Below are 22,704 nucleotides of genomic sequence, written 5' to 3' on the forward strand. Positions count from 1 at the left end.
CTTTCTAAAGCGTATGACGGCAATGGCCGGCCGCATCGCTTCATGTCATGGACATCGAAGGACCCATCGGACGCGGCGCGGCACAGGGCCCCGCTTCAGCGCTGAGGCGACAGGCCCGCGCTCAAAGAGTTCCTCCATCGACGAGGCGCACCCGCAATCCCGGATCCTGGCGGGGCGGCAAATCACCCTGGTCCCTAAGACCCAGGCAGAGCGACGGCCCGTTGAAGACGTGCATGGAGCCGAACCGCCCGTGATCCCGCGCGGCAGTCCCAAACTGTCAAAGCGATGGCCGAAAGGGTCAAGCAACAAACGCGCGAAAGGGCACACTGGCCCGCACAAGCAAGCCGGATCTTCGCGGACAGGGCTGCAAGCTCAGCTCCGCAAGCCGATCGGCACGCCCGGCGACTCATCGCACAGCCCGAGAGCGGAGTGGGAGGCCATCATGACGGTTGCGGTTCCAGCCCAGGACGCGGGACAGCACGTTCAGCGGCGGCATGATAAGTACGATCGGCTCGTGGCGACCGCTCAGGCCCTGCCGAGGCTGAAGGTCGCCGTGGCGCATCCGTGCGATACGGCCTCGCTGGGCGCGGTGTTCGAGGCGCTCGAACTCGGGCTCGCCGATCCGATCCTCGTCGGGCCGCAGGCCAGGATCGCGGCCGCCGCGCAGGCGCTCGGCAAGTCGATCTCCGCGATGCGCGTCGTCGATGTCCCGCACAGCCATGCGGCTGCCGTGAAAGCGGTCGAACTCGTCAGGGCCGGCGAAGCCGAGGCGCTGATGAAGGGCAGTCTGCATACGGACGAGCTCATGGGCGCGGTGGTCAGTCGCGAGGGCGGCCTGCGCACGGCGCGCCGGATCAGCCACTGCTTCGTCATGGACGTGCCTGGCCATGAAACGCCGCTCATCATCACGGACGCGGCGGTCAACATCGCGCCGACGCTGGAGGACAAGGTCCACATCGTCCAGAACGCCATCGATCTCGCGCGGGCGATGCGGGTCGATCCGGTGCGGGTCGCGATCCTCTCGGCGATGGAAACGGTCAATCCGAAGGTGCCCTCGACCATCGAGGCCGCGGCCCTGTGCAAGATGGCCGACCGTGGGCAGATCACGGGGGGAATCGTGGACGGTCCCCTGGCGCTCGACAATGCCATCGATCTCGGCGCGGCGGAGATCAAGAAGATCCAGTCCCCCGTCGCCGGACAGGCCAGCGTGCTCGTCGTGCCTGATCTCGAAGCGGGCAACATGCTCGCCAAGAGCCTGACCTTCCTGGCCGACGCCGATGCGGCCGGTATCGTGCTCGGTGCCCGTGTGCCGATCATTCTCACCAGCCGGGCCGACTCGACCCTCACGCGGCTGGCCTCCTGCGCCGTGGCCTCGCTCGTAGCTGACGCGCAGCGCCATCAACTCGCCATCCAGGAGGTCTGAGCCATGATGCCCGTTCTCATCGTCCTCAACGCGGGCTCATCGAGCCTCAAGTTCCAGGTCTACGACACGCCGGACGGTGCGGAGCCGCGCGTTGCCTTCAAGGGGTTGTTCGAGGGGTTGGGCGGATCGGCGCACTTTATCGTCAAGGATGCGTCCGGAAATCTTTTGGACGAGATGACCTGGAGTTCGGGCGACCGGCTCGGGCACGAGGAGGCGCTGATGCACCTCGTCTCGTGGCTGCGACAGCATCAGGAGGGGCGCAGGCTCGCGGCGATCGGGCATCGGGTCGTGCATGGCGGGGCGGCCTTTACCGGCCCTGTGATCGTCGATGAAGACGTGGTCCAGAAGCTCGAAACGCTCGTGCCGCTCGCCCCCTTGCATCAGCCTCACAACCTGGAGCCGATCCGGATCGTTCGTCGGCGCCTGCCGGGTTTGCCGCAGGTTGCCTGCTTCGACACCGCCTTCCACCAGACGCAGTCCGAAATCGCGAGCCTGTTCGCGCTCCCGCGCGAGATGCGCGAGCGCGGCGTGCGGCGCTATGGCTTCCACGGGCTGTCCTACGAGTACATTTCGTCCATTCTGAAGGACTACGATCCACGGCTTGCCACGGGGAGGGTGATCGCCGCTCACCTCGGGAACGGCGCGAGCCTCTGTGCCCTCGACAAGGGGATCAGCATCGCGACCACGATGGGCTTTTCGGCCCTCGACGGTCTTCCGATGGGAACGCGCTGCGGCGCCATCGATGCAGGGGTCGTCTTCTTCATGCTCCGGGAGATGCAGCTCAGCCCGGAGGCGGCCGAGCGCATCCTCTATACCAAGTCCGGCCTGCTCGGCGTCTCCGGCCTGTCGAACGACATGCGCGTGCTGCGGGCCAATGCCGCGACCGATGCGGACGCCAAGCGCGCCATCGACCTTTTCGTCTATCGCATCACCCGTGAAATCGGCTCGCTGGTCGCGGCCCTCGGCGGGCTCGACGGGCTCGTCTTCACGGGCGGCATTGGCGAGAACGACGTGGCGACCCGCGCCGAAGTGGTCGCCGGGCTCGCATGGGCAGGCCTCGCACTCGACGAGGAAGCCAACCGTGCTGGCGGCCCGAGGATCTCCGCCGGATCCGTGGCGACAGCATGGGTCATTCCCACCAATGAGGAACTCGTGATCGCCCGACAGACGCAGAGCGTGCTCGGCGCAACGCAGGCCAGACTCGCATCCTGAAGACGGAGACTGATGCCATGGAAACCCTGAAGACCAAGCCGGACGAGAAGGCCCGGCAGGAGCTCGCCGACGAGACGTTCATGTCGGCAGCTGATCTGCGGAGCTACATGACCGAGATGCAGATGGCGAAGGCCGGCAAGTCGGTCGAGGGCATGGATCGCGCCGAGAAGGCCCGCCAGGACCTGATCAAGCGCCTGTCCGAGCCGCTCGATCTCACGCCCGAGAGGCTGCAGGAGATTCTCCAGCCGCTGAAGCTGAAGCTGCGGTCGGCGGCCGAGCGCGGCGAGACCGAGCTGATGGTCATGCGCTTTCCCAGCGCGCTGTGCGCCGACCATGGCCGCGCCATCAACAACGCGGATCCGACCTGGCCCGACACCCTCGCCGGACGCCCGCGCCAAGCCTACGAGCTCTGGCGCGATCAGCTCAGGCCCGCCGGGTTCAGGCTGAGCGCGATGATCATCGAGTGGCCGGGCGGGCTGCCGGGTGACGTCGGCTTCTTCCTCAAATGGGGCGGCACCAAGCAGTAAACTTCGTCGCAATCCGATTTCTGACGGGACGGAAGCAATGCGAGACGGGAAATCCAGGACCAGAGAACGGGACGAGGATGGGCAGGCCCGGCTGACGACGCTCGCCCGTTCGCAAGCGAAGGTGACCGAGGTCTATCACGAGCGGTGTGCCAGGGCCGTGCAGCGTTACCTCGATGCCGTGAAGGCCGCGGGCGAGCCGCTCAGGGATGGGGCGGCCCGCTCGGCGTCTCCTCTCGATCTCTGGCGGGACGCCAGCGCCTATTGGCTCGATTTAACCCAGCGCTCGGTCCTGTTCTGGGACACGCTGCGCCAGCGCGGCGACAACTGGATCGAGCACGAGAAGGCCGGCAAGCCGCCGCTGCTGGCCTTCGACTGGGAGATGATCGCCGACGCCCGGACATTCGAGCGTTCCGTGAACTACGCTCTCGTGCGCATCATTCCGCCGGTCGGAATCAAGACCGACCCTGAGCTCCGGCCCTTCGTCATCATCGACCCGCGGGCCGGTCACGGCCCGGGCATCGGCGGGTTCAAGCAGGATTCGCAGGTGGGCGTAGCGCTCAAGGCGGGGCATCCGGTCTATTTCGCGATCTTCTTCCCCGATCCCGTTCCCGGGCAGGCCCTGTCGGACGTGTCCCGGGCCGAGGCCGAATTCCTGCGCATCGTCGGCGAGCGCCATCCCAAGACCGGCAAGCCCGTCCTGTTCGGCAACTGCCAGGGCGGCTGGGCCTCTATGCTGGTCGGTGCCGTCGAACCGGGCCTCGTCGGCCCGATCGTCATCAACGGGGCGCCGATGTCGTACTGGGCCGGCAATGACGGCGAGAACCCGATGCGCTACGCGGGCGGAATCCTCGGCGGCCTCTGGCCGGCGCTTCTCGCCAGCGATCTCGGCGCCGGCAAGTTCGACGGAGCCTATCTCGTCGAGAATTTCGAGTATCTCAACCCTGCCAATACGTATTTCGACAAGTACTACACGCTCTTCTCGAAGATCGACACCGAACCCGAACGCTTCCTCGAGTTCGAACGCTGGTGGGGCGGCTTCTTCCTGATGAACCGGCAGGAGATCAAGTGGATCGTCGAGAACCTGTTCATCGGCAACAATCTGGCGGCCGGCGACGCAGAATGGTCCGAGGGCCGCGCCTTCGACCTGCGCGCGATCCAATCGCCGATCATCCTGTTCGCGTCTCTCGGTGACAACATCACCCCGCCGCAGCAGGCGTTCAATTGGGTGGCCGACCTTTATCCGACCACGGAGGCTCTCAAGGCGAACGGCCAGGTCATCGTCGGCCTGATGCACAAAAGCGTCGGCCATCTCGGCATCTTCGTCTCGGGCTCGGTCGCGAAGCGCGAATACACGCAGATCGTCGACCTGATCGGGTATATCGAGCATCTGCCTCCCGGCTTCTACGGCATGCAGGTCGAGGAGCAGAAGGTGGATGGCAGCGTGCGATACGACGTGGTGCTGACCGAGCGCCGCGTCGAGGACCTGCAGATCCTGCAGAAGTATGGCCGTAAAGACGAGACGCCGTTCGAGGCGGTCGAGAAGACGTCTGAGACGCTTGCCGCCGCCTACGAGACCTTCGTGCACCCGTTCGTGGCGCCGTTGGTCACCCCGGCCGCGGCCGGGCTCGCGAGGACATTCAATCCTCAGAGGGTCCAGCGCTGGGCGGTGTCCGACCTCAACCCCTTCCTGTGGCCGCTCAAAGGCATAGCGGACATGGCGAAGGCGAACCGCGCGCCGCGTGACAACGACGGCCCGGCAGCAAAAGCGGAACGCTGTGCCGCCGCCGTCACGTCGGCCTCGTGGGATCTCTACCGTGACCTGCGCGATGCGGCGGTCGAGAACACCTTCTTCCGCACCTACGGACTGGCCCGCATCGGCATGGGCATGCAAGGCGCGGAGGCCGTCGCGGAGGAGCCCATCGACGTGCGTCATGCCCCTCTGGTGAAGGAGGCGCTGTCGCATATCGAGGAAGGCGACCGGACGAAGGCCATCGTCCGTGCGGCGCTTCTGCTGATGAAGGCCGGTACCGGTCGGCGGCGGCTCTCGGCCATGAAGCGGACACGGGAACTCGTCGGACACGACGTCGGCCTGCTCGACGTGCCGACGGAAGCGGCCCGCGACATCATCCGCGAGCAGTCCTACGTCGTCGATTTCGAGCCCGTGAAGGCGCTCATGGCGCTTCCCAAGCTTCTGCGGACCGCCGATGACAGGCGCAGCCTGCTCGATCTGCTCGACCGGGTGGAAGGCAGGATCGAGGCCAACGAGAAGCAGGTGACGTTGCTGGGCGAGATCCGGCGCCTCCTCGCCGAGGACGAGCCCACAGGCGAGACGAAGGCCGAACCGATCACGGTGACGCTGGTGGAGCGCGACGCGGAGACCCGCCCCGGAACGGCGGCCAGGCGGGGATCCGCTCGCCGCGCCAGCCATACCCGACGCACGAGGGCAAACCCATGAACGACCGTCCCATGAACGACCGTCCCACCGAGCTGACAGAAATTGCTATTCAATCGAAGATCCTGCACGGCAAGCGGGCTCTCGTCGTCGGCATCGCCAACGAGCATTCGATCGCCTATGGCTGCGCCCGGGTTTTCCGGGAGCTCGGCGCCGACCTCGCCGTCACCTATCTCAACGAGAGGGCCAAGCCCTATGTCGAGCCTCTCGCCGACGAGCTCGGAGCGTCGATCCTCGCACCCTGCGATGTGGCTCAGCCCGGACAGCTCGAAGCGGTCTTCGAGCAGATCCGCGAAACCTGGGGCAGCCTCGACATCGCGCTGCATTCCATCGCTTTCGCGCCGAAACAGGACCTGCAGGGGCGGCTCGTCGACAGCTCGGACGAGGGGTTCAAGGTGGCGATGGACGTCTCGTGCCATTCCTTCATCCGCATGGCCCGTCTCGCCGAGCCGCTGATGCCCGAAGGCGGAACGCTCCTGGCGATGAGCTATCATGGCGCCAACAAGGTGGTTCCGAACTACAACCTGATGGGACCCGTGAAGGCGGCGCTGGAGAGCGCCGTCCGCTATCTCGCCTATGAATTGGGCGACAAGCATATCCGGGTTCACGCCGTGTCGCCCGGTCCCCTGAAGACGCGGGCGGCCTCCGGGCTGAAGGATTTCGATGTCCTCCTGTCCGAGGCCACCGAGCGGGCGCCCATCGGCGAACTGGTCGATATCGACGATGTCGGCCTCACGGCCGCGTATCTGACGACACCGTTCGCCAGGCGGCTGACGGGGACGACCACCTATGTCGACGGAGGACTGAGCATCATGGCGTGAGGCGAGCCTCGCACGTGGGTGCCCGATCGAAGGGAGGTCACAATGACTTTCGGTTTCGTCCCTCTAGCCAAGCGTATCGGCATCGCTGCATTCGCGGCCGTTTTGGCAGGTACCGCATGGGCCCAAGTGCCAAGTCGCGCGCCAAGTCAGGCGCCAAGTCGGGCGCCAAGTCAGGACGCTGCACTGTCTGCTCCGGTCAAGCAACGTCAGCCGTCACAGTCCTCCATTCAGGAGCAGAACGACCGGCAGCAGACGAAAACCGACAAAGGCGGATCGGAAGCCGACAGGAAGGTACGCGAGACGGATCGCCGGCTGAACCGCACCCTGCGCAGTGTCTGCATCGGCTGCTAGCAGCCGTCACATCGGGAGAGAGTCTTGCGTTCAGTGGATTCGCGCGACGCGATGAACAGCCGGGAAAGGTCCCCCTCTCTCGAAGCGAGCTATGTGGAGAAGGCGCTCGGGCTCGTGCTGCTCCTGGTGCTGGCCGTCGGCTGCATCTACATCCTGACGCCGTTCCTCAACGCCATCTTGCTCGCCGTCACGCTGTGCGTGTCCACCTGGTCGCCGTTCCGGAAGATGGAGGCATGGCTGGGCGGACGTCCGACCGCCGCTGCCCTTGTCATGACTCTGATGACCGCCGGTCTGCTCGTGCTCCCGCTGCTCGCTCTGGGCGCGAACCTCGCGGACGACGTCACCCGGCTCGCCGTAGCTGTCCGATCCGCCATAGACCAGGGGCTGCCGCCGCCCGGCTGGCTCGGCCGCATCCCGCTGGTCGGGCAGGAGGCGGAGCAGGTGTGGCTTCAGGCGGTCCGGCAGGGCAAAGGGCTTGCGCCGGTCGTCGCGCCCTATCTGGCGCCGTTGCGGGAATGGGCCCTGCGCCAGGGAGCCTCGCTTCTCTCCGGCACGCTCCAGGTGGGGTTCGGCATCGTGCTGGCCTTCTTCCTCTATCGGGACGGTGTCTATGTGGAGCGCCGTCTCGAATGGGCGATGGCGCGGCTGGGCGGCTGGCGCGCTCGCCGTGTGCTGACGGCGGCGGGCGCCACCATCAAGAGCGTGGTCAACGGGGTTCTCGGCACCGCGCTGGTGCAGGGCATCCTGCTCGGTTTCAGCTTCTGGCTCGCGGGCGTCCCCGGCGCGATCGTACTCGGCGCCGTGGGCATTGTGCTGACTCTGCTGCCGATGGGGCTCGTGCTGCTCTGGCTGCCCGCTGCCCTGTGGCTGATGTCCGACGGCCATACCGGAGGGGCCGTGTTCGTGATGGCTTGGAACGGCCTTTTCGTCGGCAGTCTCGACAACGTCCTGCGTCCATACCTGATCAGCCGAGGCATCCGGATGCCGATGGTGCTGATCTTTCTCGGCGTGCTCGGCGGTCTGCTGACCTTCGGGATCATCGGCGTCTTCGTCGGCCCCGTACTGCTCGCGGTCGCGCACACGCTGTTCCAGGACTGGGGGCGTGCCAGCGAGACCGCGCCCGGTTCAGCCTGATCGTCCAAAGGGGAGGGAGCCTCGATGAAAACGATCACTCTTCAGGACGGCGTCGCGATGGTCCCTGCCGGAGCCGCGGCCCGGGCCAAGCTCGTAACCTCTCCTGAACCGTCGAAACCAACAATCGCGAGGGCCGCGTCCGACGCCACGCCCTTCGTGGGAGACGCCCTATGACCCCATCGATAAACCCTGCGGCACCTCATCATCTGCCCATCTTCCTCGCCGGACCCGACGGGACCGACGTCTTCATGACGGTCATGGCGGTGTTCATGGTGCTCGCCGTGCTGGCCGTTGGTCTCCTCTTCCTGCGGCTGCATACCCTGCCTGAGCGCATGGCCCACAAATCCAAGAAGATCCAGTTCGAGGTCGTGGCCGTGCTGGGCCTGCTGGCCCTGTTCACCCACATGCACATCTTCTGGGTTGCCGGCTTGCTGCTCGCATTGATCGACGTTCCTGACTTCGGATGGCCGCTGCGCAGGATGGCGGGTTCGCTCGAGAAGATCGCCGGCATCCCGCCGGGCGAGGGCGCGAACGACGTGCCGGAGGACGGTACTCCTGCCGTGCCGCCGGGCGAGGGCACGGTGGAGGCGCCGACGACCGTCACTCCTTATCGCCTGCCGAAGGAGCAGTCCCATGCTTGAACTCCTTCTCTGCTCGCTGCTGACGATCCTGCCGGACTATCTCTACCGCCGCTATGCCCAGGGCAGGCGGCTCGGCAAGGAGATCACGCTCTACTCGGTGTGGTTCGAGTTGCGCTGGGGCATCATCACGTGCCTGATGCTCACGGTCGGGCTGATCACGGTGATCTTCTATTTTCATCCCTCGACGAGCAACGTCACGGCGTACTTCCGGACCGTCCCGATCCTGCCGGAGACCAACGGGCGCGTGGCCGAGGTCAATCTCGGCGTCAGCGGAGAGGTCAAGCAGGGACAGCCGATCTTCCGGCTCGACAGTGCCAAGCAGGATGCGGCGGTGGAGACCGCCCGCCGCAAGATCGCTCAGGTGGACGCGGAGCTGGTCGCTGCGCGGACCGATGTCGCGGCGGCCGAAGGCAGGATCCAGGAGGCCAGGAGTGCCTACCAGCAGGCGGTGGACGAGCTGGCGATCAAGCAGGAGATCTATCGCCGCAATCCGGGCGCCGTCGCCACGCGGGAGATCGACAAGCTGCAGGTCGCCGTGCAAGGGCGCCAAGGCGGCATCGACGCCGCCGTCGCCGCGAAGGAACAGGCTGAGACGCGGATCTCCACCCTGCTGCCGGCCGAGAGGGCCAGCGCCGAAGCCGAACTGGCCCAGGCACAGGTGGAGTTGGACAAGACCGTCATTCGGGCCGGTGTGGACGGACGCGTGGAGCAGTTCACGCTGCGGGTGGGCGACATCGTCAACCCATTCATGCGCCCGGCCGGCGTCCTGATTCCGGAAGGGGCCGGGCGGCAGGCCGTGGTAGCCGGTTTCGGGCAGATCGAGGCGCAGGTGATGAAGCCCGGGATGATCGCCGAGATCACGTGCGTCTCGAAGCCCTGGACGGTGATCCCGATGGTGGTGACGAGCGTGCAGGACTACATTGCCGCCGGCCAGATCCGCAGCGGCGAGCAACTGCTCGACCCGCAGCAGGTGGTCCGGCCGGGAACCATCCTGGCGTTCCTCGAGCCCTTGTACGCGGGTGGGCTCGACGGCGTCACGCCCGGCAGTTCCTGCGTCGCCAATGCCTATACCAGCAACCACGACCTGATCGCCTCGGGAGAGGTCGGTTCCTTCCAAGGGCTGGTGCTGCATGGCGTGGATGCGGTCGGGCTCGTGCACGCCATGATCCTGCGGATCCAGGCGCTCGTTCTGCCGATTCAGACCCTCGTGTTCAGCGGACACTGACGTTTGCAGCAAGGAGAGGTTTCCGTGGCCAGCATGCATTTTGAGCTGATCTCGCCAGAGCGGGTCGTATTCGCGGGCGAGGTGCGGGCGGTCATGTTGCCGGCCACTGAAGGCGACATGACCATCATGCCGGGCCACGAGTCGGTCATGGTGATGCTCAATCCGGGTGTGGTCGCGGTGACCGACTCCCAAGGTCATGGCCGCAGCGCATTCGTGCGGGGCGGGTTCGTCGAGATCACCGGCTCCCGCGTGTCGGTCCTCGCCGAGCAGGCGCTGCCGCCGGAGGAGCTGACGCGCGAACGCCTCGACGAGGAGATCGTGCGCTTGGAAACCATGCGCGAGGCCATGCGGGATGATCGCTCCCGCTGGGAGGCGGATTTTGCCATCGGCCGCCTGGAGCAGGTGAAGACGACCCTTTCATTCTGAAGCGCAAAAAGGAGGACGATCCATGACCATCATGTCAAAGACATCGGGAGCATCGGAGAGGTTGCGCAGCGGTATCGGGACAGCTTTGCCCGATGGCGACGGTCGGGCTCTGACGAATGCTTCGGAAGCCTGGTTCGCCGCCACCGCCGAATGCCAGCGCGAGATGTTCGGCTTCATGTCCATGAGGCTTGAAAAGGACGGCGAGGCGGTTCGGGAGATGATGGGCTGCAAGACCATGGCGGATGCCGCGGCCGTCCACTCGCACTGGGCGGAGGAAACCCTTCGCGACTACAACGCTGAGATCACCAAGCTGATGACGATCTACACCAATTCCGTCAACGGCGGAGCGAGCCTGAAGAGATGACGGCCAGCTTGGCTGAAGCCGCCGGCTGACGGATCCTGCCCGCACCATCGCACTCTCCCTGCAGGCCGCCGCCCGCACTTTGGCCGCGTCGCGAGCGCATCGTGCGAAAAAGTGGCTCCGGTTTTTCGCACGAACGATGCGCTCATCTCAGAAGGGAGCATCGGATCGAGCTCAAAAGTGCAAGTCCACTTCCCGCGTCCGATGCTCTCGTCGTGCTTCACCTCAGGCTGAGAAGGACAACCATGGAGGTTCATTCCGGTGTTAACCTGTGTTAACTTTTCGGTGAACTCCGCCGGCGAAGCGGGCACACGTCATGTGGGGCATCCTTGTGGAATGCGGTGCCATGCATGACGCGAACTCCATTGGGCTGCGCGGGCGTGGATTCGCGCGCTCGCCCGGCATCCGGGGCTGGGTGATCCTGACCGCGTCGGCGACGGCGGCGCTGTCGTTTCTCGCCGTTGCCGGCGTCCTGCTCTGGCACGCCCTCCACGAACGTCACGACATGATTCACCGTGGTCTGGCGGCCTCCGTGGCGACCGCCAGCGCGCTCGACCGCGAGACGGAAGCGCTCGGCAATCTCCTGCGCGGGCTTTCGCGCTCGCCCCTGCTCGACGTGGATGACCTCGAACCCTTCTATCGCCAGCTCGTGGCCACGCCCCACCCTCCGGGCTCCCGATTCATTCTCTGGACGGCCCAGCGGCAATTTCTCAACACCAGCATTCCGTTCGGCGAAACCCTGCCTGCCATTCCGGGGGCACCGAACCGCGCCGAACGCCTCGCACTGCTGCGGCAGGACGGGTTGATCCTGTCGGAGCGGCTTCGCAGCCCGCTCGATGGCCGATGGATCGTGGCCGTGAGCCTGCGGCTCGACGGCCGGGCGAACGAACCGGAGAGGATTCTCACGCTCGCCGTGCCGGAAGACCATCTCTACGGGACCCTGCGGGCTGTCGGAAGGGCGGAGGGCTGGAGGACGATCATCCTGGACCTCGGGTTCCAGGAGCTGACCGACCTTGACAGCGATACGCCGCACGGGCCCGTGAGCCTGTCGCGGGACATGCTGGACCGGTTGTCGGGGCCGGAGCGCAGCGGCCACTTCAACGCCGAAGACCCATCCGGCGAATGGGTCATCGCCTTCAGCCGATCTTCGCGGTCCGGATACACGGTCGTCTCGCTCGCGCCGGACGCTCTCGTGGACGCGCCGGTGCGCCGGTCCGCCTACCGCATCGGCCTTGCCGGGGGCGTCCTGCTTCTCGTCGGTGGCGCCTCGGCCTCGCTGCTGATGCGCACAGGCGGTCCGGTCGACAGCCTCCGGCGCGACGCGGCGGCGAGCCGGCGCCAGCTCGCGGCGGCCAACGCCCGCATGAGCGACCTTCTCGAGAGCATCAGCGACTGCTACTTCACCCTGGACCGGGACTACCGCATCATGGCTATCAACACCGCCGCGAGACGGTGGTGGGGGCTGGGGGCTGGGACCATCGCCGGGCGCTCCTATTTCGACACCGTCGGGCGCGATCCGTCCATCGATGCCGTTCTGGCGCAGGCGATCGGGGAACGGCGCGAGTTCCGGGGCGCGTTGGCCTCGATCGACCATCCCGGGCGCTTCATCGGATATCGCGTCTATCCCTCGCCGGAAGGCGCTACCGTGTTCTTCAGCGATGTCACCGAGCGCTATCAGGCGCACCGCGCGGTGGTGCAGGAGCGCGAGTTCCTCCAGGCGTCGCTCGATGCGCTCTCGGCCCATATCGCCATCCTCGACAAGGCCGGGACCGTGATCGCCGTCAATGAGGCCTGGCATCGCTTTGCCCGGACCAACGGCTATCGCGGGCCTTCGCACGGGATTGGCCGCAATTACCTCGACGTCTGTGCCGCAGCCCGGCACGAGGGCAGGGTGGAGGAGCGGATTTTTCGCGGCATGAACGCTCTCGTCGACGGCGACCTTTGCGACTTCCAGATCCTCTGTCCGTGCCCGTCACCCGACCGGCCGCGCTGGTTCCGGATGCACGCCACCCGGTTCCTGGCGGGAGCGGAGGTTCGCATCGTGGTGGCGCACGAGGACCTCACCGACATCATCGCCGCACGGGAGGAGGTCGGAGAGCTTTCGGAGCGGCTTCTGGCCCTGCAGGATGAGGAGCGGCAGCGCATCGCGGCGGAGCTGCACGATTCCACCGCGCAGCATCTGGTCGCCATGGGCTTGAGCCTGATGCAGGTCGAGGCGATGGGGTTGCCGCCCGCCGGACGGCATATCCTTAACGAGATCGACCGCTCGCTCGAGGAGGCCCTGAAGGAACTGCGCCTCTTCACCTATCTGCTTCATCCGCCCGGGCTCGAGGCGGACGGATTGACCGAGACCATCCGGGGCTTTGCCGAAGGGTTCGCCGAACGGTCGGGCCTGTCCGTCACGACCCGGGTCGTCGAGAGCACGGGCCTGCTGCCTTCCGGTCTCCAGCGCGCCCTGTTCCGCATCGTCCAGGAGGGGCTTGCCAACGTGCATCGCCATGCCGGCGCCTCAAGGGCGAGGATCGTCCTGCGCCTGACGCCGGGTGCGGTGATCCTGTGCATCGGGGACGACGGGCGCGGCATGCGGCCCCGGCGCGGGGCGGCATCCGCTCAGCGCACATCCCTGGGTGTCGGCATCCCGGGGATGCGCATCCGACTCGGCCAGTTCGGCGGAAGCCTCAGGATCCGCAGCGGGCGGCGCGGGACCGTCGTCCGAGCGGCGGTTCCGCGGGAAACCGATGGCGCGCCGTCGGCGGCAGGCGAGGCGGTCAGGGTTTCTTGAGGCGGTTCTCAGGGTTTGCCCCAGCTTCTGAGGCCGAGCTTTTGGGCTATAAGGAAGGATCGCGGCGGAGGGACCTGGGAGCATGATACGCATCCTGATCGCCGATGACCACGACGTCGTCCGCTCAGGTCTCCACACGATCCTGAGCGGTCAGCCGGGATGGGACGTCGTCGCGGAGGCCGAGGATGGTCGCCGGGCGGTGCAGCTCGCGGCTGAGATCCAGCCCGACGTCGCCATTCTCGATTACCAGCTTCCATCCCTGAACGGCGTCGACGCCACCCGCGAGATCCGGGCCGTTGCCCCGCAGACCGAGGTGCTGATCTTCACCATGCACGAGAGCGAGCCGCTCCTGCGGGAATTGCTGGAGGCTGGGGCGCGCGGCTACCTGCTCAAGTCGGATGCCCGCAAGTTCCTGATCGCCGCGGTGGAATCGCTCTCGCACCACAAGCCCTTCTTCACCGGTCGGGTCTCCGAGACGCTGTTGAACGCTTACCTGGCGAAGGGACATGTTCCCGACGGTGCCCTGACGGCGCGGGAGCGCAGCGTGGTCCAGCTCATCGCGGAGGGCCGCAGCAACAAGGAGGTGGCCCAGATCCTCGGGCTCAATCCCAAGACGGTGGAAAGCCATCGGGCCTCGGCTATGCGCAAGGTCAACGCCACTTCCACCGCGACCCTGGTGCGCTACGCCATCCGCAACAGGCTCGTCGAGCCGTAACGGACTGACCCTTCGAAACCGCCGAGGGTTTATTCCCACCGATTTCAGGGTTTATCCCAATTGTCCGAGGGCGTCGGCCAAGGGAAGCTTCAGGGGAACGACACGGTGCGGACGGCATCGGCAGGGCAATGATCCCTTCGATCGCCTCACTCGCGCGTCGTGCGAAAAAGTGGACCCGGTTTTTCGCGAGAACGATGCGCTGTTCTATCGTCGGAGCATCGAAATTGATCCCAAAAGTGGATTCCACTTTTTGGATCCGATGCTCCAGCCGGGCGCTGGAGAGAGCTTTGATGACGACAGCCCACCGGACACCTGGATCGTATCTGTTCGCGACGACCCTGCTTTGTCTCGCCGCAGGAGCGCCGGTCCGGGCGGCATCCATCTCCGAACTTCAGGGCGCGTGGGTCATTACCTCGGCGCAGTGCTCCGACATCTTTGCGCAGAGGAGCGGGCGCTTTTCCTTCAAGCCGAACCATCGGAACGCCGATACCAGCTTCATCATCAGCGGCAACCGCATCCGGGGGGCGCGGGCGAACTGTACGCTGGGTTCGGAGCGGCCGACCGCCGACGGCTTGCGCGCGGTCCTCGACTGTTCGAGCCGGATGATGGTCGGTGCGCTCCCGGTCACGTTTCGCGTTCCCGACCCGAATACGATCGTCAAGGTCGATCCGGACTTCCCTGAGATCGAGACCACCTTCACCCGCTGCAGGTGATCGTCGCGAGGGGAGGCCGCAAGGCTCGCCAACCGATAGCGCATTCCCGGGCGGTAACGGGCGTCCTGGAGCAGCATTTCCGGAGTGACGCGACATGAGGTTCTTGAAAGGAATTCGCATTCTCGCGGTGGCGGCGATCGCCACGGGATCGGCGGCACTTCAGGCCGTGGCCCAGACCGATGCCCTGCCGTCCTGGAACGAGGGGCCGGCGAAGGCCGCGATCACGGATTTCATCCAGCGGGTGACGCTGCAGGGAGGTCCCGACTTCGTCCCGGTCTCGGAGAGGATCGCAACCTTCGACAACGACGGCACACTCTGGACGGAGCAGCCCATGTACGTCGAGGCTGAATTCGTTCTCGCCCGCGCGGAGGAGATGGCGCGATCCAACCCGGACCTGGCCGACCGTCAGCCGTTCAAGGCGATCCTGGGCAAAGGCAGAGCCGACTTGGTCACGCTCCCGGAGCAGGACATCGCCGATCTCGCGATCGCCACCCATAGCGGGATGACGACGTCGGCATTCGAGAGGACCGTCCTGGACTGGCTCGCGACGGCCCGGCATTCCCGCTTCGACAGGCCCTACACATCACTGGTCTACCAGCCGATGGTCGAACTGCTGGCCTATCTGAGGACCAACGGGTTCAAGACCTTCATCGTCTCCGGCGGCGGGGTCGAGTTCATGCGGCCCTGGACCGAAAAGGCCTACGGCATCCCGCCCGAGCAGGTGGTCGGGTCGAGCGGCAAGACCGTCTATCGCCTGGAAGGCGACACCCCCGTCATCGACAAGCTGCCGACGGTGGAGTTCGTGGATGACGGCCCGGGAAAACCCGTGGGGATCAACCGCTTCATCGGCCGCCGCCCGGTCTTCGCCGCCGGGAACTCCGACGGCGATCTTCAGATGCTGCAATGGACGACCCTGAACTCGGGGCCGCGCTTTGCCCTGATCGTTCACCACACGGATGGCGAGCGCGAATACGCCTACGACCGCCAATCGCGCGTGGGCCGGCTCGACAAGGCGCTCGACGATGCGCCCCGGCGCGGCTGGCTCGTCGTCGACATGAAGAACGACTGGAAGACGATCTTCAAACCATGACCGAGGAGGAGCGGACCATGAGCGGCCATCATCGCGAACCGGACGACAGGAGGGATGCCGGCGGGTCCGGCGTCAATCGGCGCGACCTGCTGCTGTCGGGCACGGCGACCGTGCTCGCCACCATCGCCAGCTCCTCCGCGCAGGCGCAGGCCCAGCAGCCGCAAGCGACGCCCGCTCCCGCGGCCGGACAGAAGCCCAACATCCTCATGATCATGGGCGACGATATCGGCTGGTTCAATCCGAGCATCTATCACCGCGGCATCATGGGATATCGGACGCCCAGCATCGACCGCATCGGCAGTGAGGGCGCGCTGTTCACCGACTGGTACGGCGAGCAGAGCTGCACGGCAGGGCGCGCGGCCTTCATCACCGGGCAGTCGCCGATCCGCACCGGACTGACCAAGGTCGGGCTGCCGGGAGCGGATGTCGGTCTTCAGGCGCAGGATCCGAGCGTGGCCGAACTGCTCAAGCCCATGGGATACATGTGCGGGCAGTTCGGCAAGAATCATCTCGGCGACAAGGATGAGTTTCTGCCGACCAATCACGGCTTTGACGAGTTCTTCGGCAATCTCTATCATCTCAATGCCGAGGAGGAGCCGGAAAATCCCGATTATCCCAAGGATCCCAATTTCCGCAGACGGTTCGGCCCGCGCGGCGTCATCCGGTCATCCGCCGACGGCCGGATCGAGGATACCGGGCCGCTCACCCGCAAGCGGATGGAGACCATCGACGACGAGACCTGCGCTGCCGCTCTGGATTTCATCGACCGCCAGCAACGCGCCGGGAAGCCGTGGTTCTGCTACTTCAATTCGACGCGCATGCACGTCAACACCCATCTCAAGCCTGAATCCGACGGCAAAACCGGCACGGGCCTGTACCCTGACGGCATGGTCGAGCACGACAACCATGTCGGCCAATTGCTGAAGAAACTCGACGATCTCGGCGTCGTACAGAACACCATCGTGGTCTATACCACCGACAACGGCGCCGAGGTGATGACCTGGCCGGATGGCGGCTCGACGCCCTTCCGGGGCGAGAAGGCGACCAACTGGGAGGGCGGCTTCCGCGTGCCGATGCTGATCCGCTGGCCCGGCGTGATCAGGCCCGGCACCGTCTACAACGAGATGTTCTCGCACTACGACCTGATCCCGACTTTCTGCGCGGCCGGCGGCGAGCCGGACGTCGTGGCCAAATGCCTGACGGGCCATCAGGCGGGCACCAAGACCTTCAAGGTCCATCTCGACGGCTACAACCTGATGCCGTTCTTCACCGGGAGCGTGAAGGATTCCCCACGCCGGGAGTTCCTCTATTGGAACGACGACGGCGAACTGGTCTCGATCCGCGTCGGGGACTGGAAAGTCGTCTTCAAACCACAGGAGAACAAGGGAATTGGCGTGTGGCGGCGCGAATTCACGAATCTGCGGACCCCGATGCTCTACAATCTGCGGGCCGATCCCTTCGAGCGCGGCGACGAGTCATTCGAATACGACAAATGGTTCTTCGATCGCGCCTTTGTGGTCGTGCCGGCTCAGGCCGTGGTGGCGCAGTGGCTTTCGAGCTTCAAGGACTTCCCGATCCGGCAGAAGCCCGCGAGCTTCAACCTCGACGAGGTGATGCAGAAGATGAGCCCGAAGAACTGACCGCACTTCTGACGGGGCGGCCGATGCCCTTGCCGCCGCCCCGCCCTCCGATACGGATGAGGGTTTCATGTTTCAAGGACGCTCGTGAGTACGTGAATCAAGGCCTGCGCGAGGGGGATGTCGACTGTTGTCCGCAGGGCACGGTCGACCCGTTCACGATCGCGAGGGATCGCCTCCTTCTCGGCGGACGCAGCGGAAGCCGATATGGCTCGTCGAGGTGTCGATGGGGTGCGGATGCCGGGCGGCCGGGCGATAGCGGCGGCAGTAATTCGGGGCGCACAGGTGCGAGCCTCCCTTCACGACCTTGCGGGGAATCTTGATCGCGGGCTCGCCCGGATCGTAGCTGCTCTCCGCCCTTCCGCTACGAGGGTTCTCCGGGATGCAGCAGGCCTTCTGCGCATCCTCGGGATGCCTCGGGCTGTACCAGTCGCCCGTCCACTCCCAGACGTTGCCGATCATGTCGTACAGGCCGTAGCCGTTGGGCGGGAACGATCCGACCGGCGAGGTGCGCTCGTAGCCGTCGAGCATCGTGTTCTGGAACGGGAACTGCCCCTGCCAGGTATTGGCCATCTGCTCCCCGCCGGGTGTGAGCTCGTCGCCCCAGGCGAACTCCTTGGCCTCGAGGCCGCCCCGGGCGGCGAATTCCCATTCGGCCTCTGTCGCCAAGTCCTTGCCGGCCCAGCGGGCGTAGGCGAGGGCGTCGGTATAGCTGACATGGACCACGGGATGGTCCTCCAGTCCCTTGAGGTTGCTGGTAGGGCCGTAAGGCCGCTTCCAGTTGACCCCGAAGGCGAAGGTCCACCACTGGCTCCAGTCCCGCAGGTCGACGGGGTGACCGGGCGGGGTGAACAGCAGGGATCCGGCCCGCAACATTTCCTTTTTCGCGCCTGGATAGTCCCTGGCATCGGGCACCATCTCGGCCGTCGTGACGTGGCCCGTTGCCTGGACAAAGGCCTTGAACTGGCGGTTGGTGACGGGGGTCGCATCCATCCAGAACCCGTCCACGCTCACGCGGTGGACGGGCGCCTCCTCGGGGTAGTGGTCGTTCGATCCCATGGCGAACGTGCCGCCCGGAATGCGGACCATGTCGTCGTCAGTCGATGGCTTCGTGGAATTGGCTGCATGTTTCATGGGATCGATATGGGGTTGAGGGGTGGTAAGGCAGAAGGCTTGCGGGGCGCTGGCGTGCGCCGCCGCAGATCGGCTCTGAGCCTTTTGAAATCGGCGGCAAGGGCCCTGCCTTCGATCTTAGACCAATGTGCGGCAGGAGGGCGCCGGCGAAACAGGAAGGCTTCGAGGTTCTCGACGGCGGTTTTCGTATCGGTCCATTCCATGGCGGGGAGGCGTGATCGCCAGGTGAGATAGGCCTGGTAGGTGCGGTCAGCCTCACCCGATCTCGCCGCCTTGAGCAATGCCCTGAAGGCGGCGCCCTCGGACCTGGAGGCACAGTCTCGCTCCGCACGCCACCGGCTGAGCGCGCCGGGGCCGAGGCGCCATGCGAGCCACCCCAGGAGGCAGGCCGGAACGAGCACGGCGAGCGCTTCTCCGAGATCCCTCCAGGTGAACCGCCACGGGCCGAACGGGCGGGCCGGTGACGCGGGCGTCGGGACCGCTGAAACCGTGACGGCGCGACCGGCTGCGCTCTCCTCCCTCGGCACGGAGTTGCGAAGATCCCACCACGGCTGCGTCACGGCGGGTAGCGCATACGAGCCGGGACGCTCGAACACGTAGGTCAGCGTGTCCGCCCGTCGCCCCGTCAGGTTCCCGCGAGCGATCCTGTCCTCGGACAGGGGAGGCTCCGCATACACCCTCACGCCGTCCGGCGCCGACAGCGGGACCGCCTGCATCGCCAGGGCCGGGACGTCGGCCGCTTCCCGGCGGATGATCCGCGTCATCGCATCGCCGGCCTTGAGGGCCGTCCCGTCCGGCCCGGACCAGGTCTCGCTCAGTGACACGGATGTCGAGGCGATCACGGGCGTCGATGGATCGACGCCCTGCGGCACCCGGACGCTGACCGGAGTCGGGGTGCCCTCGGCCGTTCCGACGGGAGCGCCACGCGGGTCGAGAAATGTGACCCGGGCGGGCGGGAGGGTGAAGACGCCGCCCCGTCGGGGATAAACGGCGAACTCGAAGCGCTGTCCGACGTAATCGCGACCGTCGATGCGCTCGCGCATGGTGGTCCCCTGACTCTCGAACCGGAATGTCTGGAATCCCGGTGCATCGGGAACGTAAACCCGCGGCGGCCGTGGCATCGTGCCTGGAAAGAGCACGTCGACAGAGAGGGCGATCCTCTCGCCGATCACGGCACCCTCGGTGGGGTTCGCGGTTTGCCGGATGACGGCGTCCTGCTCAGGCTGAGGCTGGGCCGAGGACGCAGCCGGCGCGAGAAGCAGGAGCGGGATGAGAAGCGCAAGGGGGCTCTTGGCGTTCCTGCTCATGGCGCTCCTGCTCATGGCGCTCCTCTTGCCGATGATGAGTCCTGGTTCTGAAGCTGGTAGGCGAATTTCGCCCGCAGGAAATCTGCGGGTCTCGTCTGGACTCCGCGCAGCCAGAGCGCCCGCACCGCTTCATCGGACATGGGAGCCCCTCCTGTCACCGGTGCGTCCTTGCCGTCTCCGCCTTTCGGCTTGTTCGGGTCGAAGACGACCTCGTCGGGCTTGGAATCGGTGTTGCCCGTATCGCCTCCCGTCGTCTTCATCCGTTCGGCGCGAAGCCTCGCCAGAGTCCGGTTGGCTTGTGCCTCCGCCCAGCCGGGCTCGCGTTCGAGCGCACGATCGTAACGCTTCACCGCGCTGTCGTATTGTCCGAGCATCACGAGGGCATTGCCGTGATCATAGGCGGCCTCGGCGGTATCGAGGCCGGACAGGGTCTGAGCCGCTTCCTTGAACGCGCCCGCCCGGAACAGGGCCACGCCACGCCGCATGGGGTCGGCGAACGCATCGGCGGCCTCCTGATATCGGCCCTCGTGCATGGCCCAGGCGCCGCGCTGGTCCGGCGTGAGCAGGAGGTTGCGCCAGCCGGAGAGGGGCCCGAGAATCCCGAGGCCGATCACGACCGCGCCTGCGATGCTCGCGTATGTGTGCCGGGCTAGCGCATCGTGCGAAAAAGTGGACCCGGTTTTTGGCCAGAACGATGCGCTCTTTCCAAGAAGGGAGCATCGAATCGATCCCAAAAGTGGATTCCAGTTTTGGGTCCGATGCTCTAGGAGCCAGGACATCCATTCGACCACGTTGCGGATCGTGCGCGCCATGGCCTCAGCTCCCCAGGACCCAGCCGCGCCGGAACCAGGCGAGGGCGAGGAAAGCGAGCAGGGGCGTCATCCAGTAGCCCGCCTCGTGCCATCGCTCGCCCTCGCCGGCGACGTCGCCGTTGGCGGTCGCTCGGTCGAGGCGGCGGGCGATGGCGTCGGCGTCGGAGCGGTCGGGCGTCATTCCCTGGAGCAAGGCATCGAGAGTGGATGCGGCCGAAGCGAGATCGTCCGCGGCATCGAGGCGGGCGGGAGGCAGCGCTGCCCAGAGCGTTGCCTCGACCGGCAGCTTGCCGGAGCTCTTCATGAGGGCCGCCTGATCGGGCGATACGGCATCCGCCATGACGAGAACCGATCCTCCCTTGCCGCCGTCCCGGAGAACGGCGGAAGCCAGACGAGCCGCCTCGGCGAGGCTGTCACCCTCCCGGGGCATGATCTCGGGCGAAAGGGCCTGGGCCATCGCGATCACCACGTCCTTGTCCGGTGTCGGCGGCAGGACAAGGTGAACCGATCCGGCATAGGCGACAAGCCCCGTCGAGGCGCCTTCGCGCGCCGTCACGAGGTCCGAGAGCTTCTGCACGGCCCGCGCAAGGCGGCTCGGTGGCAGATCCTCGGTCTTCATCGAGGGCGTCACCTTGAGGACGATCATCACGGGCGGGCGAGCGTCGGCGAAGGGTGAGGGCTCCCGTTTCCAGGTCGGCCCCGCAAGCGCCAGCGCGCCGAGGATCCACGCCGCGAGCAGGAGGTCGTGGGGAGAGAGGCGAGACTTCCTGTCCGCGCCGACGGTCAGGGCCCGCAGGATGGCAGGATCGATCACCGTCGCCCATCGTGAGGTGGCGGCGGCCCCCTTGCGAAGATGCCACCAGAGGAAGGCGGCAGGAACGAGCAGCCCCAGCCACCACGGCCGCAGGAAATGGAACGAGGCCAGCGCGGAACTCACGGGGCCGCCTCCCGCCGTCCGGCGAGGGGAGCCGGACGGCGGTTCCGGATCAGGATGGCGAGGGCCGCTCCCATGCTCACCAGCAGGGCGGCGGCGAGCGGAATCCAATAGAGATCGGTCTTCGGCCGGAAGGAGACGGTCTCGATGCGCCGGGTCTCGACCTCGTCCAGGCGCCGGTAGATCCCGGCAAGCTGCTGCCGGTCGAGGGCGCGGTAGAAGCCCCCGCCCGTCTTCTCCGCCACCTCCTTGAGCGCGGCCTCGTCGAGTTTGTCCTCGCCTGCGGCGGTGGGGTCTCCGATGGCGATGGTGTGGATGACGATGCCGCGATCCCTGGCGACGCCCGCCGCTTCGCCGGGCGGTACCTTGCTGGCCGTATCGTTGCCGTCGGTCAGGGCAATGATCGTCTTCGTCTTCACGGTCGACTTGTCGAAGAGCGAGATGCCAAGGCCGATTGCGTCCCCGAAGGCCGTGCGGGGACCGGCCATGCCGACGGCCGTCTCCTGTACGAGCCGGCGGGCAAGAGTGAGGTCGGTGGTGAACGGCACGAGGGTGAACGGCGCATCGCCGAAGACCACCAAGCCGATCCGGTCACCCCGGCGCCGCGAGACGAAGTCGTCGAGCACCTGCTTGAGGGCCGTGATCCGATCCACCCTTCGTCCCTGCGCATCCACGAAATCCTTCGTGTCCATGGAGGCCGAGAGATCCACGAGCAGGAGCATGTCGCGGGTCGGGACATCGCGGTGCAGGGGCGGCTCGATCCATTGCGGACGCATGGTGCTCGCGAGCATGAGGATCCAGCAGACGATGAGAACCGCCATACGTCCGGCGCCTCGCCGGGCAGGGGCGGTGCCGCCTCCCGACACCTGTCCGGTGAGTGCCGCCAGGGTGCCGAAGAAGGGGACCCTCACGGCCGCTCGGCGCTCCGTATAGGGAGGAGCGAACCTGAAGACGAGCCAGGGCAGGGGAAGCAGCAGAGCCGGCCAGAGATAGGCGAAGGTCAGCAC

The 22,704-nt window shown here is 66.3% G+C and carries 22 protein-coding genes; 17 read left to right on the forward strand and 5 right to left on the reverse strand.

Features of this window, described 5'->3' with window-relative positions; genetic code table 11:
• The first annotated feature begins 442 nt into the window (after nucleotides 1-442).
• The 17 genes from AB8841_RS17255 to AB8841_RS17335 all read left to right on the forward strand — a co-directional run bounded on the left by AB8841_RS17255 (nucleotide 443) and on the right by AB8841_RS17335 (nucleotide 17,513).
• Nucleotides 443-1,423: a phosphate acetyltransferase gene (locus AB8841_RS17255; RefSeq protein WP_370437054.1), complete on the forward strand. Its 981-nt coding sequence runs from the start codon at nucleotides 443-445 to the stop codon at nucleotides 1,421-1,423.
• A gap of 3 nt (nucleotides 1,424-1,426) precedes the next feature.
• Entirely contained in the window at nucleotides 1,427-2,635 is a 1,209-nt protein-coding gene (locus tag AB8841_RS17260) for an acetate/propionate family kinase (RefSeq protein ID WP_370437055.1), read from the forward strand.
• A 17-nt stretch (nucleotides 2,636-2,652) separates the two neighbouring features.
• A complete protein-coding gene (locus tag AB8841_RS17265) occupies nucleotides 2,653-3,162 on the forward strand; it encodes a hypothetical protein (RefSeq protein ID WP_370437056.1) in 510 nt (169 codons plus the stop codon).
• Nucleotides 3,163-3,199: 37 nt separating this feature from the next.
• Nucleotides 3,200-5,617: a DUF3141 domain-containing protein gene (locus AB8841_RS17270; protein WP_370437057.1), complete on the forward strand. Its 2,418-nt coding sequence runs from the start codon at nucleotides 3,200-3,202 to the stop codon at nucleotides 5,615-5,617.
• An 11-nt stretch (nucleotides 5,618-5,628) separates the two neighbouring features.
• On the forward strand, nucleotides 5,629-6,435 hold the full coding sequence (gene fabI, locus AB8841_RS17275; RefSeq protein ID WP_370439293.1) for an enoyl-ACP reductase FabI: 807 nt from the start codon (nucleotides 5,629-5,631) through the stop codon (nucleotides 6,433-6,435).
• A 42-nt stretch (nucleotides 6,436-6,477) separates the two neighbouring features.
• Nucleotides 6,478-6,786 carry a hypothetical protein gene (locus AB8841_RS17280; protein WP_370437058.1) on the forward strand — a complete coding sequence of 103 codons (309 nt, stop codon included), beginning with the start codon at nucleotides 6,478-6,480 and terminating at the stop codon, nucleotides 6,784-6,786.
• A 33-nt stretch (nucleotides 6,787-6,819) separates the two neighbouring features.
• Entirely contained in the window at nucleotides 6,820-7,920 is a 1,101-nt protein-coding gene (locus AB8841_RS17285; protein ID WP_370439294.1) for an AI-2E family transporter, read from the forward strand.
• A 24-nt stretch (nucleotides 7,921-7,944) separates the two neighbouring features.
• Nucleotides 7,945-8,094 (forward strand): hypothetical protein, encoded by a 150-nt coding sequence (locus AB8841_RS17290; protein ID WP_370437059.1) that lies wholly within the window; start codon nucleotides 7,945-7,947, stop codon nucleotides 8,092-8,094.
• On the forward strand, nucleotides 8,091-8,561 hold the full coding sequence (locus AB8841_RS17295; RefSeq protein WP_370437060.1) for a hypothetical protein: 471 nt from the start codon (nucleotides 8,091-8,093) through the stop codon (nucleotides 8,559-8,561). The genes AB8841_RS17290 and AB8841_RS17295 overlap by 4 nt, the downstream gene beginning before the upstream one ends.
• Complete coding sequence (locus AB8841_RS17300) at nucleotides 8,554-9,786, forward strand: HlyD family secretion protein (RefSeq protein ID WP_370437061.1); 1,233 nt, start codon at nucleotides 8,554-8,556, stop codon at nucleotides 9,784-9,786. Before AB8841_RS17295 ends, AB8841_RS17300 begins: the two co-directional genes overlap by 8 nt.
• A gap of 33 nt (nucleotides 9,787-9,819) precedes the next feature.
• Nucleotides 9,820-10,212, forward strand: coding sequence for an ATP synthase F1 subunit epsilon (gene atpC, locus AB8841_RS17305; protein WP_370439295.1), 393 nt, complete (start codon nucleotides 9,820-9,822; stop codon nucleotides 10,210-10,212).
• Nucleotides 10,213-10,234: 22 nt separating this feature from the next.
• Nucleotides 10,235-10,576 carry a phasin family protein gene (locus tag AB8841_RS17310; protein ID WP_370437062.1) on the forward strand — a complete coding sequence of 114 codons (342 nt, stop codon included), beginning with the start codon at nucleotides 10,235-10,237 and terminating at the stop codon, nucleotides 10,574-10,576.
• Between the two features lie 343 nt (nucleotides 10,577-10,919).
• Nucleotides 10,920-13,355, forward strand: a complete 2,436-nt coding sequence (locus tag AB8841_RS17315; protein WP_370437063.1) for a PAS domain-containing protein — start codon at nucleotides 10,920-10,922, stop codon at nucleotides 13,353-13,355.
• Between the two features lie 82 nt (nucleotides 13,356-13,437).
• Complete coding sequence (locus tag AB8841_RS17320; RefSeq protein ID WP_370437064.1) at nucleotides 13,438-14,070, forward strand: response regulator; 633 nt, start codon at nucleotides 13,438-13,440, stop codon at nucleotides 14,068-14,070.
• Between the two features lie 290 nt (nucleotides 14,071-14,360).
• Nucleotides 14,361-14,783, forward strand: coding sequence for a hypothetical protein (locus AB8841_RS17325; RefSeq protein ID WP_370437065.1), 423 nt, complete (start codon nucleotides 14,361-14,363; stop codon nucleotides 14,781-14,783).
• A gap of 94 nt (nucleotides 14,784-14,877) precedes the next feature.
• On the forward strand, nucleotides 14,878-15,873 hold the full coding sequence (locus AB8841_RS17330) for an HAD family hydrolase (protein ID WP_370437066.1): 996 nt from the start codon (nucleotides 14,878-14,880) through the stop codon (nucleotides 15,871-15,873).
• Nucleotides 15,874-15,890: 17 nt separating this feature from the next.
• Nucleotides 15,891-17,513: an arylsulfatase gene (locus tag AB8841_RS17335; protein ID WP_370437067.1), complete on the forward strand. Its 1,623-nt coding sequence runs from the start codon at nucleotides 15,891-15,893 to the stop codon at nucleotides 17,511-17,513.
• Nucleotides 17,514-17,666: 153 nt separating this feature from the next.
• Here the strand turns inward: AB8841_RS17335 and AB8841_RS17340 are convergent, their stop codons facing one another.
• The 5 genes from AB8841_RS17340 to AB8841_RS17360 all read right to left on the reverse strand — a co-directional run bounded on the left by AB8841_RS17340 (nucleotide 17,667) and on the right by AB8841_RS17360 (nucleotide 22,704).
• Complete coding sequence (locus tag AB8841_RS17340; RefSeq protein ID WP_370437068.1) at nucleotides 17,667-18,644, reverse strand: formylglycine-generating enzyme family protein; 978 nt, start codon at nucleotides 18,642-18,644, stop codon at nucleotides 17,667-17,669.
• Complete coding sequence (locus AB8841_RS17345; RefSeq protein ID WP_370437069.1) at nucleotides 18,641-19,951, reverse strand: BatD family protein; 1,311 nt, start codon at nucleotides 19,949-19,951, stop codon at nucleotides 18,641-18,643. The genes AB8841_RS17340 and AB8841_RS17345 overlap by 4 nt, the downstream gene beginning before the upstream one ends.
• Before the next feature lie 11 nt (nucleotides 19,952-19,962).
• A complete protein-coding gene (locus AB8841_RS17350) occupies nucleotides 19,963-20,565 on the reverse strand; it encodes a hypothetical protein (protein ID WP_370437070.1) in 603 nt (200 codons plus the stop codon).
• A gap of 202 nt (nucleotides 20,566-20,767) precedes the next feature.
• On the reverse strand, nucleotides 20,768-21,700 hold the full coding sequence (locus tag AB8841_RS17355; protein WP_370437071.1) for a VWA domain-containing protein: 933 nt from the start codon (nucleotides 21,698-21,700) through the stop codon (nucleotides 20,768-20,770).
• Nucleotides 21,697-22,704, reverse strand: a complete 1,008-nt coding sequence (locus AB8841_RS17360) for a VWA domain-containing protein (RefSeq protein WP_370437072.1) — start codon at nucleotides 22,702-22,704, stop codon at nucleotides 21,697-21,699. The genes AB8841_RS17355 and AB8841_RS17360 overlap by 4 nt, the downstream gene beginning before the upstream one ends.

This window comes from Microvirga sp. TS319, assembly GCF_041276405.1.
Classification (GTDB): Bacteria; Pseudomonadota; Alphaproteobacteria; order Rhizobiales; family Beijerinckiaceae; genus Microvirga.

Bases quoted from the DNA above. Each gene is read 5' to 3' on its own strand.
- AB8841_RS17255 (WP_370437054.1), top strand. From the start codon at position 443: ATGACGGTTGCGGTTCCAGCCCAGGACGCGGGACAGCACGTTCAGCGG.
- AB8841_RS17260 (WP_370437055.1), top strand. From the start codon at position 1,427: ATGATGCCCGTTCTCATCGTCCTCAACGCGGGCTCATCGAGCCTCAAG.
- AB8841_RS17265 (WP_370437056.1), top strand. From the start codon at position 2,653: ATGGAAACCCTGAAGACCAAGCCGGACGAGAAGGCCCGGCAGGAGCTC.
- AB8841_RS17270 (WP_370437057.1), top strand. From the start codon at position 3,200: ATGCGAGACGGGAAATCCAGGACCAGAGAACGGGACGAGGATGGGCAG.
- fabI (WP_370439293.1), top strand. From the start codon at position 5,629: ATGAACGACCGTCCCACCGAGCTGACAGAAATTGCTATTCAATCGAAG.
- AB8841_RS17280 (WP_370437058.1), top strand. From the start codon at position 6,478: ATGACTTTCGGTTTCGTCCCTCTAGCCAAGCGTATCGGCATCGCTGCA.
- AB8841_RS17290 (WP_370437059.1), top strand. From the start codon at position 7,945: ATGAAAACGATCACTCTTCAGGACGGCGTCGCGATGGTCCCTGCCGGA.
- AB8841_RS17295 (WP_370437060.1), top strand. From the start codon at position 8,091: ATGACCCCATCGATAAACCCTGCGGCACCTCATCATCTGCCCATCTTC.
- AB8841_RS17300 (WP_370437061.1), top strand. From the start codon at position 8,554: ATGCTTGAACTCCTTCTCTGCTCGCTGCTGACGATCCTGCCGGACTAT.
- atpC (WP_370439295.1), top strand. From the start codon at position 9,820: ATGCATTTTGAGCTGATCTCGCCAGAGCGGGTCGTATTCGCGGGCGAG.
- AB8841_RS17310 (WP_370437062.1), top strand. From the start codon at position 10,235: ATGACCATCATGTCAAAGACATCGGGAGCATCGGAGAGGTTGCGCAGC.
- AB8841_RS17315 (WP_370437063.1), top strand. From the start codon at position 10,920: ATGCATGACGCGAACTCCATTGGGCTGCGCGGGCGTGGATTCGCGCGC.
- AB8841_RS17320 (WP_370437064.1), top strand. From the start codon at position 13,438: ATGATACGCATCCTGATCGCCGATGACCACGACGTCGTCCGCTCAGGT.
- AB8841_RS17325 (WP_370437065.1), top strand. From the start codon at position 14,361: ATGACGACAGCCCACCGGACACCTGGATCGTATCTGTTCGCGACGACC.
- AB8841_RS17330 (WP_370437066.1), top strand. From the start codon at position 14,878: ATGAGGTTCTTGAAAGGAATTCGCATTCTCGCGGTGGCGGCGATCGCC.
- AB8841_RS17335 (WP_370437067.1), top strand. From the start codon at position 15,891: ATGAGCGGCCATCATCGCGAACCGGACGACAGGAGGGATGCCGGCGGG.
- AB8841_RS17340 (WP_370437068.1), bottom strand. From the start codon at position 18,644: ATGAAACATGCAGCCAATTCCACGAAGCCATCGACTGACGACGACATG.
- AB8841_RS17345 (WP_370437069.1), bottom strand. From the start codon at position 19,951: ATGAGCAGGAACGCCAAGAGCCCCCTTGCGCTTCTCATCCCGCTCCTG.